The 16040-nt window shown below is 57.6% G+C and carries 18 protein-coding genes; 16 read left to right on the top strand and 2 right to left on the bottom strand.

What is annotated here, in order from left to right:
- The first annotated feature begins 149 nt into the window (after window positions 1–149).
- Together edd and eda are read left to right on the top strand one after the other, a co-directional pair.
- On the top strand, window positions 150–1991 hold the full coding sequence (gene edd, locus ACIQ3A_RS01955; protein ID WP_396430130.1) for a phosphogluconate dehydratase: 1842 nt from the start codon (window positions 150–152) through the stop codon (window positions 1989–1991).
- Window positions 1982–2635, top strand: coding sequence for a bifunctional 4-hydroxy-2-oxoglutarate aldolase/2-dehydro-3-deoxy-phosphogluconate aldolase (gene eda, locus ACIQ3A_RS01960; protein ID WP_396430076.1), 654 nt, complete (start codon window positions 1982–1984; stop codon window positions 2633–2635). Before edd ends, eda begins: the two co-directional genes overlap by 10 nt.
- Here eda and gloA read toward each other — a convergent pair.
- Both gloA and ACIQ3A_RS01970 read right to left on the bottom strand, forming a co-directional pair.
- Window positions 2620–3030: a lactoylglutathione lyase gene (gene gloA, locus ACIQ3A_RS01965; protein WP_396430077.1), complete on the bottom strand. Its 411-nt coding sequence runs from the start codon at window positions 3028–3030 to the stop codon at window positions 2620–2622. The genes eda and gloA overlap by 16 nt on opposite strands.
- Before the next feature lie 66 nt (window positions 3031–3096).
- Window positions 3097–3891, bottom strand: a complete 795-nt coding sequence (locus ACIQ3A_RS01970) for an SDR family NAD(P)-dependent oxidoreductase (RefSeq protein ID WP_396430078.1) — start codon at window positions 3889–3891, stop codon at window positions 3097–3099.
- 202 nt (window positions 3892–4093) lie between these two features.
- Here ACIQ3A_RS01970 and ACIQ3A_RS01975 point away from each other — a divergent pair, with 202 nt between their 5' ends.
- The 14 genes from ACIQ3A_RS01975 to ACIQ3A_RS02040 all read left to right on the top strand — a co-directional run bounded on the left by ACIQ3A_RS01975 (window position 4094) and on the right by ACIQ3A_RS02040 (window position 15986).
- Window positions 4094–4471 (top strand): VOC family protein, encoded by a 378-nt coding sequence (locus tag ACIQ3A_RS01975; RefSeq protein WP_396430079.1) that lies wholly within the window; start codon window positions 4094–4096, stop codon window positions 4469–4471.
- Window positions 4468–5346 (top strand): PA4780 family RIO1-like protein kinase, encoded by an 879-nt coding sequence (locus tag ACIQ3A_RS01980; RefSeq protein ID WP_396430080.1) that lies wholly within the window; start codon window positions 4468–4470, stop codon window positions 5344–5346. Before ACIQ3A_RS01975 ends, ACIQ3A_RS01980 begins: the two co-directional genes overlap by 4 nt.
- Window positions 5309–6115 (top strand): tRNA-uridine aminocarboxypropyltransferase, encoded by an 807-nt coding sequence (locus tag ACIQ3A_RS01985; RefSeq protein WP_396430081.1) that lies wholly within the window; start codon window positions 5309–5311, stop codon window positions 6113–6115. Before ACIQ3A_RS01980 ends, ACIQ3A_RS01985 begins: the two co-directional genes overlap by 38 nt.
- A gap of 30 nt (window positions 6116–6145) precedes the next feature.
- A complete protein-coding gene (locus tag ACIQ3A_RS01990; protein WP_396430082.1) occupies window positions 6146–7024 on the top strand; it encodes a pirin family protein in 879 nt (292 codons plus the stop codon).
- A 234-nt stretch (window positions 7025–7258) separates the two neighbouring features.
- On the top strand, window positions 7259–8485 hold the full coding sequence (locus tag ACIQ3A_RS01995) for an alpha/beta hydrolase family protein (RefSeq protein WP_396430083.1): 1227 nt from the start codon (window positions 7259–7261) through the stop codon (window positions 8483–8485).
- Between the two features lie 7 nt (window positions 8486–8492).
- Window positions 8493–9137, top strand: coding sequence for a cysteine hydrolase family protein (locus tag ACIQ3A_RS02000; protein ID WP_396430084.1), 645 nt, complete (start codon window positions 8493–8495; stop codon window positions 9135–9137).
- Window positions 9134–9823: an HpcH/HpaI aldolase/citrate lyase family protein gene (locus ACIQ3A_RS02005; RefSeq protein WP_396430085.1), complete on the top strand. Its 690-nt coding sequence runs from the start codon at window positions 9134–9136 to the stop codon at window positions 9821–9823. Before ACIQ3A_RS02000 ends, ACIQ3A_RS02005 begins: the two co-directional genes overlap by 4 nt.
- Entirely contained in the window at window positions 9817–10287 is a 471-nt protein-coding gene (locus ACIQ3A_RS02010; protein ID WP_396430086.1) for an OsmC family protein, read from the top strand. The genes ACIQ3A_RS02005 and ACIQ3A_RS02010 overlap by 7 nt, the downstream gene beginning before the upstream one ends.
- 12 nt (window positions 10288–10299) lie before the next feature.
- Window positions 10300–11184 (top strand): polysaccharide deacetylase family protein, encoded by an 885-nt coding sequence (locus tag ACIQ3A_RS02015; protein ID WP_396430087.1) that lies wholly within the window; start codon window positions 10300–10302, stop codon window positions 11182–11184.
- Window positions 11184–11879, top strand: a complete 696-nt coding sequence (locus ACIQ3A_RS02020; protein ID WP_396430088.1) for a fumarylacetoacetate hydrolase family protein — start codon at window positions 11184–11186, stop codon at window positions 11877–11879. Before ACIQ3A_RS02015 ends, ACIQ3A_RS02020 begins: the two co-directional genes overlap by 1 nt.
- Window positions 11880–11883: 4 nt before the next feature.
- On the top strand, window positions 11884–12759 hold the full coding sequence (locus ACIQ3A_RS02025) for a polysaccharide deacetylase family protein (RefSeq protein ID WP_396430089.1): 876 nt from the start codon (window positions 11884–11886) through the stop codon (window positions 12757–12759).
- A gap of 109 nt (window positions 12760–12868) precedes the next feature.
- Window positions 12869–13720: a branched-chain amino acid ABC transporter permease gene (locus tag ACIQ3A_RS02030; RefSeq protein WP_396430090.1), complete on the top strand. Its 852-nt coding sequence runs from the start codon at window positions 12869–12871 to the stop codon at window positions 13718–13720.
- Window positions 13721–14653, top strand: a complete 933-nt coding sequence (locus ACIQ3A_RS02035) for a branched-chain amino acid ABC transporter permease (RefSeq protein WP_396430091.1) — start codon at window positions 13721–13723, stop codon at window positions 14651–14653.
- A gap of 76 nt (window positions 14654–14729) precedes the next feature.
- The gene (locus ACIQ3A_RS02040) at window positions 14730–15986 is read left to right on the top strand and encodes an ABC transporter substrate-binding protein (RefSeq protein WP_396430092.1); all 1257 of its coding nucleotides are present in this window, start codon (window positions 14730–14732) and stop codon (window positions 15984–15986) included.
- Window positions 15987–16040 lie beyond the last annotated feature (54 nt).

Here is a 16040-nt window from a genome sequence, read left to right on the forward strand (position 1 = left end):
CCCGCAGAACGCGCCAAAAGAGTGAACCCGGTTACCATTCATCATGTAACTTAGTTACCAACTTGCGTGCATCAACTGCAAGTTGAGCTTTTCGACATGAAACAACCGACTGCCACACCTCCTTTTGCTGATTGGTCAGACCCATGCCCATGACACTTCACCCCACGGTGGCCGCCGTCACGGCCCGCATCACCGAGCGCAGCCGCCCGACCCGCCAAGTCTATTTGCAGCAGGTGGACGCCGCTGCCAGCAAAGACCCCGGTGCGCAGCGCCTGGGTTGCGCCAACGTGGCCCATGCCTTTGCCGCCATGCCCGATGCCGACAAGGGCCGCGCCACCGCGCTTGACAAAATCAAAGTGGTGGCACCGCGTGCGCCCAACATCGGCATCGTCAATGCCTACAACGACTTGCTGTCGGCCCATGCCCCTTTGCAGCATTACCCCGACCTGATCAAAGACGAAGCTCGCAAGCTGGGCGCCACCGCCCAAGTGGCGGGTGGCGTGCCGGCCATGTGCGATGGCGTGACCCAAGGCACCCCCGGCATGGAGCTGAGCCTGTTCAGCCGCGACGTGATCGCCATGGCCACGGCCGTGTCGCTCAGCCACGACGTGTTTGACGCCGCCCTGATGCTGGGCGTGTGCGACAAGATCGTGCCGGGCCTGTTGATTGGTGCCTTGCAGTTCGGCCATTTGCCCACGGTGTTTGTGCCTGCAGGCCCCATGACCAGTGGCTTGTCCAACAACGAAAAATCCAAGGTACGCGAACAAGCCGCTTTGGGCTTGGTTGGCCGCCCTGAATTGCTCGAAGCCGAGTCGGCCGCCTACCACGGCGAAGGCACCTGCACTTTTTATGGCACGGCCAACAGCAACCAGATGCTGCTCGAAGCCATGGGTCTGCATGTGCCGGGCACCGCCTTCATCAACCCTGCCGAAGGCCTGCGCCAAGAACTCACCCGGGAAGCTGCCCGCACCGTGCTGGCGCTGGTGAAGGCCAAGAATTTCACCCCCATCGGGCACCTGGTGGACGAGCGCTGCATCGTCAACGCCATGGTGGCTTTGCTGGCCACGGGCGGCTCGACCAACCATTTGATCCACTGGGTGGCGGTGGCCCGCGCTGCAGGCATCGTGATCGACTGGGACGATTTTTCAGCCTTGTCCGATGTGGTGCCCTTGCTGAGTCGCGTCTACCCCAACGGCAGCGCCGATGTGAACCAGTTCCAGGCTGCGGGTGGCCCGGGGTATGTGATTCGCGAACTGCTCGACGCGGGGTTGATGCACCCCGATGTGTTGACGGTGCGTGCTGGGGGCCTGCGCGAATTCACCCGCATTCCTTCCTCGCAAGACGGCCAACTGGTTTGGCAAGACGTGGGTGTAAGTCGAGATGACACCGTGGTGCGCCCCGCAGCCAGCCCGTTCAGCGCCACCGGTGGCCTGAAGCTGCTGCAAGGCAATTTGGGCCGCAGCGTGATCAAGGTCTCGGCTGTGCCCGAACCCCTGCACATCATTGAAGCGCCCGCGCGCGTGTTCAATTCTCAGGAGGAGTTGCACGTTGCCTTCAAGGCGCTTGAACTGGAATGCGATGTGGTGTGTGTGGTGCGCTGGCAAGGACCGCAAGCCAATGGCATGCCCGAGCTGCACAAACTCACGCCGCCGCTGGCCGTGCTGCAAGGCAAAGGCTTCAAGGTGGCGCTGGTGACCGATGGCCGCATGAGTGGGGCCTCGGGCAAGGTGCCTGCGGCCATCCATGTCTCGCCTGAAGCCGCAGCCGGCGGCCCGTTGGCCAAAGTGCAAGACGGTGATCTGATCCGCCTCGACGGTGTGGCGGGCACCCTGCAAGTGCTGGTGAGTGAGGCCGAATGGGCGGCGCGCCCACTGGCCCAAATGCCTGCCGAGCTGCGCGCTGCCAATGGCGTGGGCATGGGCCGTGAACTGTTTGCCAATATGCGCCGTAACGCGCTCAAAGCCGAAGAAGGAGCCTGCACATGGCTGTGAATTTCAAGCGTCCATTGACCGCTCTGCAAGTGATGCAGGACGCCCCCGTGATCCCCGTGATCGTGCTCAACGATGTGGCGCATGCGGTGCCCATGGCGCGGGCCTTGCTCGCCGGTGGTATCCGCATGCTCGAGGTGACTTTGCGCACCCCGCAGGCGCTGGCCTGTATGGAAGCGATCGCCAAAGAAGTGCCCGGTGCCGTGGTGGGTGCAGGCACGGTGCGCAGCCCGGCAGATGCTGCTGCCGCCGCCAAAGCCGGTGCGCAGTTTGCAGTCAGCCCCGGTTATACGAAAGCTGTGGGCCAAGCTTGCCGCGACCATGGCTTGTCGCTGTTGCCCGGTGTGGCTACCGGCAGCGAAATCATGATGGCGCAAGAAGACGGCTACACCGAACTCAAGTTTTTCCCGGCCATGCAGGCCGGTGGCCCGGCGATGCTCAAGGCCTGGAGCGGCCCGTTCTTTGACGTGAAGTTTTGCCCCACCGGGGGTGTCACGCCAGGCAATGCGGCTGATTTTTTCAGCCTGTCCAATGTGGCCTGTGTGGGCGGCTCGTGGCTGGTGCCCGCCGATGCGCTGGCCCAGGGCGACTGGGCGCGCATCGAGGCGCTGGCACGCGAGGCCTGCCAAATTCAGCGCAAGCCCTGACCTGCAGCGTACTCGGGCCGCTGAATCAACTCGACCTTATAACCATCGGGATCGGTCACAAAGGCGATCACGGTGCTGCCGCCTTTGACAGGGCCTGCCTCGCGCGTGACTTTGCCGCCTGAAGCCTTGATCTTTTCGCACGCCGCATACGCGTCGGGCACGCCCAGCGCGATGTGGCCGTAGGCCGTGCCCATGTCGTAGCTTTCCGTGCCCCAGTTGAAGGTCAGCTCCAGCTCGGCATGGTCGGGGTTGTTGCCATAGCCGACAAAGGCCAGCGAGTATTTGTACTCGGGGTTTTCAGAGGTGCGCAGCAGTTTCATGCCCAAGACCTGAGTATAAAAATCGATCGAGCGTTGCAGGTTGCCAACGCGCAGCATGGTGTGAAGAAGTCTCATGTTCGGGTTCCGTTTCAGTTCAATGTTTCGTGTCAATCATTTTTAAGGGCGATGCGTGGCGTGGACTCACACCGGAACGGTGTAATTGAGCGCCATGCGCCCGCCATCGACGGTGACGATCTCGCCCGTGATGTAGCTGGCCGCATCACTGGCCAGAAAAGCGACCACCTTGGCCACCTCGTCGGGCTCGCCCAGGCGCTTCATGGGCGTGCGCATCATGATTTTCTTTTCGGCGGCTTCGCTGGTCAGTACCGCCTGGCGGGCCAGTTCGGTCGCAATGGTGCCGGGTGCGACCGCGTTCACGCGGATGCCGAAGTCGGCCAATGCCAAAGCCATGGCCCGCGTCAGCTGGTTGATGCCCCCCTTGCTCACGTTGTAGCTGGCAATGTTGGGAATGGCCAGCACCGCGTTGACCGAACTCATGTTCACGATTGATCCGCCCCCGGAGCTTTTCATGGCGCGGGCTGCGGCCTGGCCCATCAAAAACGAGCCTTTGATGTTGACCTTGATCACGGCATCAAAGTCTTCCTCGGTCACGTCCAGAAAGTCGGCCGCCTTGAAAATGCCCGCATTGTTGACCAGCACATCAATGCGACCAAAGGTGTGCAGCGCATGGGCCACCAGGGCGTCGACATCGGCTTTCAGCGACACATCGCAGACCATGAAGTCAGCGCTTTGGCCTTGGGCGCGCAATTCGGCGGCCACGGTGCTGCCACGTTCGCTGTTCACGTCGGCCAGCACCACATGGGCTTGCTCGGCGGCGAAACGCCTGGCACAGGCCTCGCCAATGCCGTTGGCGGCACCGGTGACGATGACCACGCGGCCCTGCAGGCCAAACGAAAGGGTGTTGGAAATGGGCATGGTGAAAAGCCTTCTGTACAAGTCGGGTTGGAGTTCTCATGCCGATGCTGCCACAAGGCCGATGTGCACGCAGTCACCAGCTGTCCCTTGGGTAACCCATGGGACCCTCAGACCGATGGGCTGACCACGCCCTGGCGTCTGTTCATCAAGTAACATTGTCCGAATTCAATTCGCCCGATGCCGGGTTTCAAAGGAGAACGCAATGTTCAGTCATGTGATGCTGGGTGTGAGTGACCTGGAAGTTTCCAAAAAGTTTTACGACGCCCTGCTGGGCACGCTGGACCTGGGCCCCGGAGTGGCCAACAAAAACCGGTATTTCTACCGCAGCCCTACAGGCACTTTTGCCATCACCACGCCCATCAACGGCGATCCTGCCACCCACGGCAACGGCAGCACGATTGGCTTTTCGGTCAAGTCTGCTGAGCAGGGCAACGCTTTCCATGCAGCGGGTGTGGCCAACGGGGGCGCCACCTGCGAAGACCCACCTGGTTTTCGTGAAACCCCTGCCGGCAAAATTTACCTGGCGTATTTGCGTGACCCGGATGGCAACAAACTCTGTGCCTTGCACCGTCCTGGATGAAGGCGCCACCCAGATTGCAAGCCCTCATTGAAGAGGGCCTGATCGACACCGTGGTGCGCCAACTCATGAGTGGCAAAGAGGCGATGGTGTTTGTGGTGCGCTGCGGAGAAGAAACCCGTTGCGCCAAGATCTACAAAGAAGCCACGCACCGCAGTTTCCGGCAAGCGGTGGACTACACCGAAAACCGCAAGGTCAAAAATTCGCGTTCGGCCCGGGCCATGGCCAAGGGCAGCAAGTTTGGCCGGCAAGAGCAAGAGGCCGCCTGGCAAAGTGCCGAGGTGGATGCCTTGTATCGGCTGGCCGCTGCAGGCGTGCGTGTGCCCCGTCCGTACAATTTTTTTGACGGTGTGTTGCTCATGGAGTTGGTGACCGATGTGCATGGTGATGCTGCCCCGCGCCTGAACGATGTGGCCTTCACCCCCGAGCAAGCTTTGCAGCACCACGCGACCCTGATTGCCGAGGTGGTGCGCATGTTGTGCGCGGGTGTGGTGCACGGGGATTTATCAGAGTTCAACATCTTGCTGGCGCATGTTCCGGGCGAAGAGGGTGCAGCCGGTGTGGACGAACCCGTCATCATCGACTTGCCACAAGCCGTGGATGCCGCAGGCAACAACCATGCGCAGCGCATGCTGATGCGCGATGTGGGCAACCTGCGTGATTTTTTTGGGCAGTTTGCGCCCACCCTTTTGAAAACCGACTACGGCCCTGAAATCTGGAGCCTGTACCAAAGCGGATTGCTGGGCAACGACACCCCACTCACTGGGCGCTTTGACCGGACCCATGCCGATGTGGACATGCACGCTGTGCTGCGTGAAATCGACGATGCACGGGCCGAAGATGCTGCCCGCAGATTGCGCATGTCCACAGCGGCTTGAGGCGGTGCCCCAAACCGTGCCTCGGCCCGTCCCCACTTTGGCGCTTGAGCCGCACGCCGTTTCACGTTTGCGCAGCGCCAGACTGGCCCGCAGCATCAAACCCTTTCTGGCGCGCGGAGGCATCAAAGGCCAGCGCTGCGCCGGCTGCCGTTTGGTGCCCAGCCACTGCATGTGCGCTGTGCGCAGCGTGTTGTCCACACGGGCTGGCGTGTGTTTGTTGATGGCCGACATCGAACCGCTCAAGCCCAGCAACACCGGCTGGCTGATTGCTGACGTGGTGCAAGACACCTTTGCTTTTGGCTGGGCCCGCACCGAGGTCGACCCGGCTTTGCTGGCGCTGCTGGCCGATCCGCAGTGGCAGCCTTATGTGGTTTTCCCGGGTGAATTCGTGCTGCCAGAAAGGGTCGTGCACGAGATTCAAACCACGCCGACAGGCCAGCGACCGCTGTTCATATTGCTTGATGCCACCTGGCCCGAAGCGCGCAAGATGTTTCGCAAAAGCCCGTACCTGAACACCTTGCCGGTGCTCAGTCTGAACCCTGAGCAAGTCTCGCGCTACCAACTGCGTCGTTCACGGCGCGATGACCACTTTTGCACCAGCGAAGTCGCCTCGCTTTGCTTCGAGTTGGCCGGTGAGGCCCATGTCGCTCAAACCTTGCAGGCCTACCTGGACGTTTACACCCACCACTACCTGCAAGCCAAGCACCAGTTGCCGCCGGATTGGCAAGGGCAGGCGCATGAGCGCTTGCGGAGTTGGATGCAGGTGTAAGCTTTATCCCAAATTTCAAAGGAGAATTCCTTGTCCAGTCCTGCCGCCCCCCACCCTGTTGCCACTTCCCGGACCATCGAGCGCCTGGTGGCTGGCCAAGCCACATCGGACGGCGCGGGCGTCAAGCTCAGCCGCATCCTCACGCAAGACCTGCAGCACCGGCTCGACCCGTTTTTGATGCTGGATGCCTTTGGCAGCGACAAGCCCGACGACTACATCGCCGGGTTTCCGGACCACCCGCACCGGGGCTTTGAAACCGTGACTTACATGATCGCCGGACGCATGCTGCACCGCGACAGCGCCGGCAACGAAGGCTTGCTGCAAAACGGAGGGGTGCAATGGATGACGGCTGGCAAGGGCGTGATCCATTCTGAAATCCCGCAGCAAGATGCGGGCGTGATGGAGGGCTTTCAGCTCTGGCTGAATTTGCACAGCTCGGAGAAGATGAACACCCCCTGGTACCGCGATTTTCAAAACGCGCAGTTGCCGCAATTCAAGACGTTAGAAGGCGTGGCGGTGACGGTCATTTCCGGTTCTAGCCATGGCGTGCAGGGTGCAGTGACCCGCGAGATCACCCAGCCGATTTACCTCGATGCGCACATGCCCATGGGCTCACGCTTTGAGCAAGCGCTGCCTGCTGGGCACAACGCTTTTGTATATGTTTACCGAGGCCAAGTCAGCATCGCAGGACAGGCCGTGCCAGCGCAACGCATGGCGATTTTGGCCAACGCATCGCAGGCCGATGGGGTGGTGATCGAGGCCAGTAAAGATGCCCAGCTGATTTTGGTGGCAGGCAAACCCCTCAAGGAGCCGATCGTGCAATACGGCCCGTTTGTCATGAACACCAAGGAAGAGATCTACCAGGCCTTGGCAGATTTTCGCGAGGGGCGTCTGGGCGAGGTGGCCTGATCGGCCCCTGCGTCCCGTTGGATTTCTTGGCCGTGACAAGGCCTCTGCGCGCGTTCAGTGGGCAGCCAAAAAGCCTTTGCAAATGCGCCAGCATGCCGCTTGAATTGTTTACTTTAATTCGCCGGGTAATTACTGGAAAAAAAATATAGACAGACTTTTTTGGAAGGCGTACCATCATTCAAGTCACTTGAAAGTGGTGAATGTATCTGGAATTTATCAGCTGGAGCTTTCCAAATGGCAGAAGACAATCTGATCGAAAAAATCACTGAAAACCGCTTGCCTCATTACGAGCCCTACGGTTGGCACCATTGGCCTGACCATCCTTGGCTTGCCTATCAGTTTCGCCGAGGTTTGGGTGAGACCCAAGAGGGCGGTGGCTCGGTCAGTGAAGCATTTCAGGCTGCAAGCCGCATGATTCCTGGTGACCTGGAGAGTTGGCACAAAGAATGGATGCATGTCGGCAATCGCAACTGGGATCGGGGTTGTGAAGAAGAGGGCATTGGGCACATCAAAACCGCCATGAATTGCTACTTGCGTGCGGCCAACAACTACCGTCAAGCCGAATTTTTCCTCAAGCCCGAAGATCCCCGCCGCTTGGCAACCTTCGAGAAAATGGAAGCTTGCAGCAAGAAATTCATTTCGCACCTGAACCCTGCTGGCGAAGCAGTGGAAATCCCCTACGAAAACGGCGTCAACATTTGCGCCTATTTTGTGCGCGCACCCTTCCCCGAGAAGCGCCAGCCTGTGCTGATTTGCATGGGTGGCCTTGATTCGATCAAAGACGAAATGTGGTTCATGCAGGCCCATGGAGCGCTTCAGCGTGGCATCTCGGTCTTGATGATCGATGGCCCAGGCCAGGGAGGCACCTTGCGCCGTCACAAAGTGGTCAACCGGGTGGACACCGAAGTGCCTATTGGCAGGTGCATTGACTGGTTGGAAAAGCGTGACGATGTGGACGCCAAGCGCATCGCGCTGGCAGGTTCAAGCTTGGGCGGTTATTACGCAGCCCGCGCCGGTTGCTACGAGCCTCGCTTGGCCGCCTGCATCGCGCACGGTGCGATCTGGGCCATCACCGATCTGTGGGGCAATGCCTCAGAAGAGCATGGTTTGGCCGAGCACATCAAGTGGGTGTTCGGTAAGCCGACGATGAAGGAATCGATGGAAAAAGCCCGCGACTTCACGCTGGACGGGCACCTCGAAAACATGAAATGCCCATTTTTGGTGATGCACGGTGGTCATGACGTGCTGACCGTGTCTCAAGCCCAAAAAGTTTACGACTACGGAAAAGCCAAAGGTGTGGATGTCACGTTAAGGTTGTTGTCTGAAGAAGAGACGGGCGCTGAGCACTGCCAGCACGACAACCCGACCATTGGCCAGGAAATCCTGGCGGACTGGTTGGCAGACCGATTCGGTATCAACCAGAAAAAGTTGTTGAGTACTTCGCACAACCCTTTGATTTGAGGCAGCCATGAACTTCGGTGTGGACAAAGTCAAGGCAGCGGTCATCGCGATCGATTTGCATCGGGGGCACATGGATCTTTCTGTGGCCACCATGCCCGTCAAAACGCAAGCCCAAGCCGATCGGGTGTTGGGCAATGCCTCGCGTCTTTTTGGCTGGTGTCGGGAGCAGGATTGGCCTGTCATCCACATGGTGACCACGTACCGCGATGTGCCTGAGATCCGTTCTAACCCGTTCTGGAGAACGCGTGCCGACGATCCCAACGCCACACGGAAAAATGTGGAACGCCACAACATTCAGGGCTCACCCGGTTGTACGGTGATGCCCCAGGTGATCGATCCGGCAAAGGATTGGATCGTCAACACCAAAAAGCGGTATGACTGCTTTATTGGCACCGATCTTGACTTTACTTTGCGAGCGCATGGCATCAACACCTTGATCGTCACGGGCGTTAACACCAACAGCTGTGTGTTGTCGACGGTGTCGGCAGCCTGCTCCAGAGATTACGCTGTGATTGTGCCCAGCGATTGTGTGGACACCATGGACGACCCCGCTTTGCACGATGCGGCCTTGCTGTGCATTCGAACGGCCTTGGGTTTTGTGATGACCAGCGCTGAAGTCATGTCCTTGACTGATTTGAAAAAGACAGCATGACGGCCCGTTCAAACGCCAAGAACAAAATTCAGGCTAACCAGCCTGTGTTGGCCATCAACACCTTCGCCGGTGGCTTCGATGTGGCCGATTTGGTGTCCCGATTGGGCATTGATATTTTGTTCATCGATTGTGAGCGCGCTGGTATCGGCATTGAATCCGTGGGGCCCATGGCCCGTGCCGCCCAGCACCATGGTGCTGCCGCCGTGGTGCGCAGCAAAACCCGTAACGTGGAAGATTGGGTGAGCTACCTGGACCGAGGCATCGATGGCTTGGTGATCCCCCGGGTGGAGACCGCACAAGAGGCCCATTCAATTCTGGAAACAGTGCGCTATGCCTGTGGTGCCAGGGCCAAAGACATCATCATCATCCCTCAGATTGAATCTGAGGCGGGCATGGAAAACATCGACCAAATTTTGGCCGTCAAGGGCTTTGATGTGTTCCTGATTGGCCCTTACGATTTGTCCCACAGCATGGGATTTGGCGGCGACATCACCGTGCCCCAGGTACAACAAGCACTCGACGAAATTGCCGAAAAAATAATGGCCCAAGGTGAGCGTTTTGGATTGCCCGTGACGCTGGCCAATGTCAAGGCTTGGCAAAAGAAGGGGGCTATTTTTAACTTTCACAGTTTGGAGTCCCTCATCAGGCCCAGCCTTGATCTTCTCAAAAAGGAAATAGCGTGTTGAATGTCAAAGAGCACAAATTGATCAAGGTGGCGCTTGAAGGTTACGCGCCTACCGCCAGCCTGACCGAGGTTCGCGTGCGCGGTCATTCCTTTGTGATCGATGAGCCGCCTTACCGGCACGGCACCGATGTGGGGCCGACCCCTTTGGAGACCCTGCTGGGTGCTTTGATCGGGTGCACCAACGTGATTGCGCGGCGCATCGCCATGGAAATGAAGATCGATTTGAAGATCGACAAAATTGATGTGCTTGGCCATTTGGATCACCGCGGCATAGACCGGGTTGCTGATGTGCCGGTGCCTTTTCCCACCATCGAGTTGATGGTCAAGGCGACGACTTCAGGCACCGAACAAGACATGGTCCGCTTGCGTGAAGACTTGAACGCCCGGTGCCCGATGTCCGTGATATTGAAGCAAGCAGGCAGCCAGATTGTTGAGAGCTGGGAAATTAACTACGTCCAGAAATAAAGGAGTGACCGCATGACCATGATTCCTCGAGAGCGGGTGCCCTACAGCGCCATTGTTGACCGTCCGGTCATGAAGTTGCCCAACGACGGCAAGATCATTGTCTGGACCATTGTCAATCTGGAGGTTTGGGACATCAGCAAGCCCATGGCCCGTCAGGTGATTCCGGCGCCGACCGGGGCTGTTTTGTTGCCCGACGTTGCCAACTGGAGTTGGCACGAATACGGCATGCGGGTAGGTTTTTGGCGCTTCCATGAGATGTACGAAAAACTCGGCATCAAGCCCACCTTGTCCATCAATGCCCGTGTTTGTGAAGATTACCCCCGGGTAGCTCAGGCCTGCCTAGATTCGGGTTGGGAATTCATGGGTCACAGCTACCAGCAGGGGCCGATTCACCTTGAGCCCGACCAGCCTGCCATGATCAAACGCTCACTGGATGTGATTGAAAAATTCACCGGCAAGCGGCCTGTGGGCTGGCTTGGCCCAGGCTTGACGCAGACCAATGAAACCCCTGACCATCTTGCAGCCGCAGGTATCAAATACATTGGTGACTGGGTTTACGACGAAGAGCCGACCGAGATCCAGACCGAGCATGGGCCTTTGGTCACCATTCCTTATACGGTTGAAAACAACGACATTCCCATGATGGCCGTTCAGCATCATGAGGCGTCTTATTGGACGCAAAAATGCATCGACACCTTTGATCGCTTGTACCAGGAAGGCTCGGACCGCCCACGCGTGATGGCCATTGCCATTCACCCCTACATTTCTGGCCAGCCATTTCGCATCAAGTACCTCGAGGACGTTTACAAGCACATGGCCAAACACACGGGTGTGATGCACTGGAACGGTGAACAAATTCTGGATTGGTACCAAGAAGCCAGAAAGACGGCCAAGTAATGACTTACGTCATCCAGGCGCCTGCTGTGGTGGCCGTTCCGGTGGCCGGAACCGACGCCAGCTTTCCTGTCAGAAGGATTTATTGCGTCGGGCGCAATTACCTCGAGCACATTCGGGAAATGAAAGAGTCGGATGAGCGCGATCCACCGTTCTTCTTTCAAAAACCCAGGGATTCGCTGGTCCTGAGTGGCCAGTCACTGCCCTATCCACCTGCGACCGATGACTTCCAGTTTGAAGTCGAGTTGGTGGTGGCCATCGGCAAAGCAGGGCGTGCGGTCAGCAAGGAGCAAGCGCTCGACCATATTTTTGGTTATGCGGTGGGTTTTGACATGACCCGGCGCGACCGTCAACGTGAGTCTGGCAAAAAGGGCTTGCCTTGGGAGATCGGTAAAAGTTTTGATGCATCAGCGCCGTGTGGCCAACTGCACCCCGTGTCTGAGGTTGGGCACATCCGCCAAGGGCGTATCTTTGTCTCGGTCAATGGGCAAGCCAAGCAGGACTCTGTGATTGAAAAGATGATCTGGACTGTGCCCGAGATCGTCAGCAACCTCTCCCACTTGTACGACCTGGGTGAGGGCGATCTGATTTATACCGGCACGCCTGCCGGGGTGGCGCCGGTGCTTCCGGGTGACCGCTTGCTGGGCCGCGTGGATGGCTTGAGCGATCTTGAAATCACCATCGGTGACAGGAGGTAATCGCATGAAGCCACTGGACCGGATCAAGTATTCACCGATCAATGCGCGCAAGCCCTTGAAGCTGCCAGGTGGCGCCCGCATGGTGGTTTGGAACATCGTGAACATTGAGGAGTGGGACATCGAGCAAACGATGCCCCGAACCGTGCTGACGCCGCCTGCCGGAGGCTCGCCCATGCCGGATATTCCCAACTGGGCTTGGCATGAATACGGCAACCGGGTGGGTTTTTGGCGGATGTTGAAAGTGCTGGACCAACTCGACATCAAGGCCGTGTTGGCGATCAACGGATCGGCGATCAAGGCCTATGAACCGATTTCTCAAGCGGCCCTTGATCGGGGCTGGGAATTCATGGGGCATGGTTACACCCAGCGCAACATGCAGAAGGTGGAAAACGAGCAGGAAGACATCGCCAGGACAACCGATGCGATCAAGGCCTTTACCCACAAGCGGCCACGTGGCTGGTTGGGTCCTGGCTTGACTGAAACCTGGCACACCCCTGACTTGCTGTCTGAAAACGGTTATGAATACGTGTGCGATTGGGTGCTGGATGACCAGCCGGTGTATTTGAAAACACGGCACCAGCCCATCGTCAATGTGCCCTACACGCAAGAATGCAACGACGTGGCGATGATGCTGATTCAGCACCACACGGCTTCGGAATACTACCGACGGGGCATCGATCAATTCGAGCAGATTTACGAAGACTCGGCCGATTCGGCCAGGGTGATGGCGTTGGTGGTGCACCCCTACATCATGGGCGCCCCCCATCGGCTCAAATATTACAAGCAGTTGTTGACCGAAATTCGTGCACGCAAAGACGTTTTGTTCTGGACTGGGGAGCAGATTCTTGACTGGTACGGATCGCAGGCGTCGCAGTTTTGAGTTCGGCTCAGGCCTTGGTTTTTGAATGCCTCAAGCCGACTCGCGCAGGATCAGTGGTGTGTTTAAAGTGGCGAAAGTCCCAATCTAAAAGGATGAATCTACCGTGTCGATGACGATATTTCAACTCCTCAATGGCGCAACTTTTGCAGCCTTGCTGTTCGTTGTGGCCAGCGGGTTCACCCTGATCTTTGGCCTGATGCGCATTGTCAACCTGGCCCATGGCGCCCTGTACCTTTTTGGTGGGTATTTGGGGTTGGCGGTGGCCAACCTCACGGGCAATTTCTTTTTGGGGGCCATCGGGGCGGCCGTTGGCGTTGCCCTGATCGGCTTGTTCATCGACTATGGCCTGCTGCGGTTTGTGCGTGGTGTCGAACTCAGGCAGGTGCTGCTCACGCTGGGTGTGGCATTTGTGCTCAACGACCTGGCGCTGGTGCTTTGGGGGGGTGACACCTTCAGCATTCAGGTGCCTGCTTTCCTGGATGGCCCCGCTGAATTCGGGGAAATCACGTATCCGATCTACCGATTGTTTGTGCTGTTGGTGGGCATTGTGATTTTCATCGCGCTCGGTTTGCTGATCACCAAAACACGTTTGGGGGCATTGATCCGGGCCGGGGTCGATGATGCCGAAACGGTCTCCGCCATGGGCGTGGACATTCGTCGCGTGTTCATTTACACCTTCATGCTGGGCTCGGCTTTGGCGGGCTTGGGCGGGGTAATGGGGGGCGCATTCTTGACCCTGTATCCCACGGCCGACTCCGAGATTCTGGTTTACAGCCTGGCCGTGGTCATCATTGGTGGGCGTGGCAGCCTGAAGGGTGCTGCTGTGGGCAGTTTGTTGGTGGGCATGCTGTCCACATTTGGTCAGGTCTGGTTCCCTGAGCTGGCTTACTTTGTGATTTTCGGACCCATGGCGATTTTGTTGGCCTTTAGACCCCTGGGTCTTTTCGGAAAGGTGGCTTGAATGTTGTTCACTAAAAAGCAAATGTTGTATGCGGCTTTGGGCTTGGTTGCTCTGTCGCTGATACCCACGCTCTTGCCTGGTTACAAAACCAGCATTGCGACCGAAATCTTGATTTTTGCGATGCTGGCCATGTCGGTTGACATCATGGCTGGCTTCACGGGGCGAACCTCCTTGTGTCATGGCGCCATCTTTGGCGTAGCCACCTACGTGGTTTTGCACTACGTCACCGTGGTGGGCGGCTCGGTGTGGGTGGGCGCAATGCTGGGGGTGCTGGCCGCCGTGGTCATTTCCATGATCTTTGCTGCTTTGGCGATCAGAACCTCAGGGGTTTATTTCATCTTACTCACCCTGGCGCTCGGCATGATCGTCTGGGGTGTTTGCCTGCGTTGGACCTCTGTCACCGGAGGTGAAAACGGCATTCGAGGCAGTGTGGCGCCGGCGTGGTTGCTCAACAAACAGAATCTGTATTACTTTGTTGCAGCCTGCTTTTCGGTGGTGACCTTCTGCATGTGGAAGTTTGTCAATTCACCCTTCGGTCTCACATTGAAAGGGATTCGGGACAGCGAGTCGCGCATGCGAACACTGGGCTACAACGTGCCCTTGCACTTGTTCATTGGCTTTGTGGTGTCGGGCTTCTTCGCTGGCATTGCGGGCGCCTTGTACGCATTCTTCAACAGTTTTGTCAGCCCTTCAACCGTGGCTTTGGCGCAGTCGGTCGAGGGTTTGCTGATGGCCATTGTGGGCGGCGTAGGTACCTTGTTTGGCGCCATCATCGGGGCCATCCTGGTCATTTCTTTGGAAAACGTGGTCAGTTTGTACACCGAACGCTGGTTGATGGTGCTGGGCTTCATGTTCATTTTCACCATGATCTTTGCGCCGACCGGCGTCCTTGGGGCCGCCCGTAATTTCATCAATTCCCGTCAGAAGAAGTAAGCGCAAGAGGTCAGCGCTAGAGGTCAGAGAGCCGAGTTGTTTTTTCCTTTGTTTGTTCATTAATCAGGAGTGCATCATGAAACGTAGAAATTTCATCCAATCCCTAGGGTTGACTGCTGCCGCTGGCGCAGCCCCATGGGTCAATACTGCGCAGGCCCAGACTGGGCCTATACGCATCGGATTGCTGTCACCCTTGACGGGTGTGCTGGCTGCTGGAGGCAAAGAACTGGTGGAGGGCTTCGAGTTGTACTGGAAGCAAAACGGTTTGACGCTGGCGGGCCGTCAGGTTGAAATCGTGATTGAAGACGACGGTTCCAACCCGGATATGGCTTTGCAAAAATCCCGCAGGTTGGTTGAGCAGCGCAATGTCCATTTTCTAATGGGCAGCGTATTGGCCAACACCGGTTTGGCGATTTCCGAGTACGCGCGCTCCAGCGGAACACCTTATTTCATTCCCGTCGTGGCGGCCGATGAATTGACGCAGCGCAAAGCGGTACCCAACATCGTCCGTGTTGCAGGTTATTCCGCCAGCCAAATGCCTCGGCCATTGGCTGAATATGCGTACAACGTGAAAAAAGTCCGCAAGATCGTGACGATTTCCCAGGATTACACCTTTGGCCATGAGCAGTGCGGTGGCTTCTGCCAAACCTTCACTGAATTGGGTGGTCAAGTGGTGCAGCAGTTCTGGCACCCCATCAACACGGCGGACTTCAGCCCTTACCTGGCACAAATCAAGAACGCAGGGGCTGATGCGGTCTTCGTCATGGAGACAGGCGCTGACGCCAACCGCTTCATCAAGCAATTTCAGAACTTTGGTCTGCAGGGCAAGTTGCCCATGTACGGCGCCATGAACCTGACGGACCAATCTGTGATTCGCACCCTGGGTGCTGAGGCGGGTGGCATCATTTCTTCCGCTCACTTTGCCGAGGGCGCTGACAACGCAGCCACCAAGAAGTTTGTCGCCGAATACACCGCCGCCTACGAAAAACTGCCCTCGATTTACGGTTTTTCGCTTTATTCGGGTGCCATGTGGATTGCCGAAGCGATCAAAAAAATCAATGGCAGGGTGGAGGACAAGACGGCACTGCTCAATGCAGTCAAGTCGACCGAGTTGACCAACTCACCATTGGGTCGGCCGGTCAAGTTGGACCGCTATGGCAACCCCGTCTATGACGTGTTCATTCGTGAAACAAAAGCCAGGCCTGATGGCAAATTCTGGAACGTGCCGATTGAGGTTTACCCAAGCGTTTCGCAATTTGGCAAATACGATCCTGAGGTTTACATGAAGCAGCCTCCTTACAGCCGTGAGTTTCAGGGTATCAAGAAATCCTGATCACTGGATCAATCAGCCTTGAAGTACGCCAACCAGTGTGTTTGAGCCCCCTCA

The sequence above is a fragment of the Limnohabitans sp. genome, from assembly GCF_044361985.1.
Lineage (GTDB): Bacteria > Pseudomonadota > Gammaproteobacteria > Burkholderiales > Burkholderiaceae_C > Limnohabitans_A.

Bases quoted from the DNA above. Each gene is read 5' to 3' on its own strand.
- edd (WP_396430130.1), top strand. From the start codon at position 150: ATGACACTTCACCCCACGGTGGCCGCCGTCACGGCCCGCATCACCGAG.
- eda (WP_396430076.1), top strand. From the start codon at position 1,982: ATGGCTGTGAATTTCAAGCGTCCATTGACCGCTCTGCAAGTGATGCAG.
- gloA (WP_396430077.1), bottom strand. From the start codon at position 3,030: ATGAGACTTCTTCACACCATGCTGCGCGTTGGCAACCTGCAACGCTCG.
- ACIQ3A_RS01970 (WP_396430078.1), bottom strand. From the start codon at position 3,891: ATGCCCATTTCCAACACCCTTTCGTTTGGCCTGCAGGGCCGCGTGGTC.
- ACIQ3A_RS01975 (WP_396430079.1), top strand. From the start codon at position 4,094: ATGTTCAGTCATGTGATGCTGGGTGTGAGTGACCTGGAAGTTTCCAAA.
- ACIQ3A_RS01980 (WP_396430080.1), top strand. From the start codon at position 4,468: ATGAAGGCGCCACCCAGATTGCAAGCCCTCATTGAAGAGGGCCTGATC.
- ACIQ3A_RS01985 (WP_396430081.1), top strand. From the start codon at position 5,309: ATGCTGCCCGCAGATTGCGCATGTCCACAGCGGCTTGAGGCGGTGCCC.
- ACIQ3A_RS01995 (WP_396430083.1), top strand. From the start codon at position 7,259: ATGGCAGAAGACAATCTGATCGAAAAAATCACTGAAAACCGCTTGCCT.
- ACIQ3A_RS02000 (WP_396430084.1), top strand. From the start codon at position 8,493: ATGAACTTCGGTGTGGACAAAGTCAAGGCAGCGGTCATCGCGATCGAT.
- ACIQ3A_RS02005 (WP_396430085.1), top strand. From the start codon at position 9,134: ATGACGGCCCGTTCAAACGCCAAGAACAAAATTCAGGCTAACCAGCCT.
- ACIQ3A_RS02015 (WP_396430087.1), top strand. From the start codon at position 10,300: ATGACCATGATTCCTCGAGAGCGGGTGCCCTACAGCGCCATTGTTGAC.
- ACIQ3A_RS02020 (WP_396430088.1), top strand. From the start codon at position 11,184: ATGACTTACGTCATCCAGGCGCCTGCTGTGGTGGCCGTTCCGGTGGCC.
- ACIQ3A_RS02025 (WP_396430089.1), top strand. From the start codon at position 11,884: ATGAAGCCACTGGACCGGATCAAGTATTCACCGATCAATGCGCGCAAG.
- ACIQ3A_RS02030 (WP_396430090.1), top strand. From the start codon at position 12,869: ATGACGATATTTCAACTCCTCAATGGCGCAACTTTTGCAGCCTTGCTG.
- ACIQ3A_RS02035 (WP_396430091.1), top strand. From the start codon at position 13,721: ATGTTGTTCACTAAAAAGCAAATGTTGTATGCGGCTTTGGGCTTGGTT.
- ACIQ3A_RS02040 (WP_396430092.1), top strand. From the start codon at position 14,730: ATGAAACGTAGAAATTTCATCCAATCCCTAGGGTTGACTGCTGCCGCT.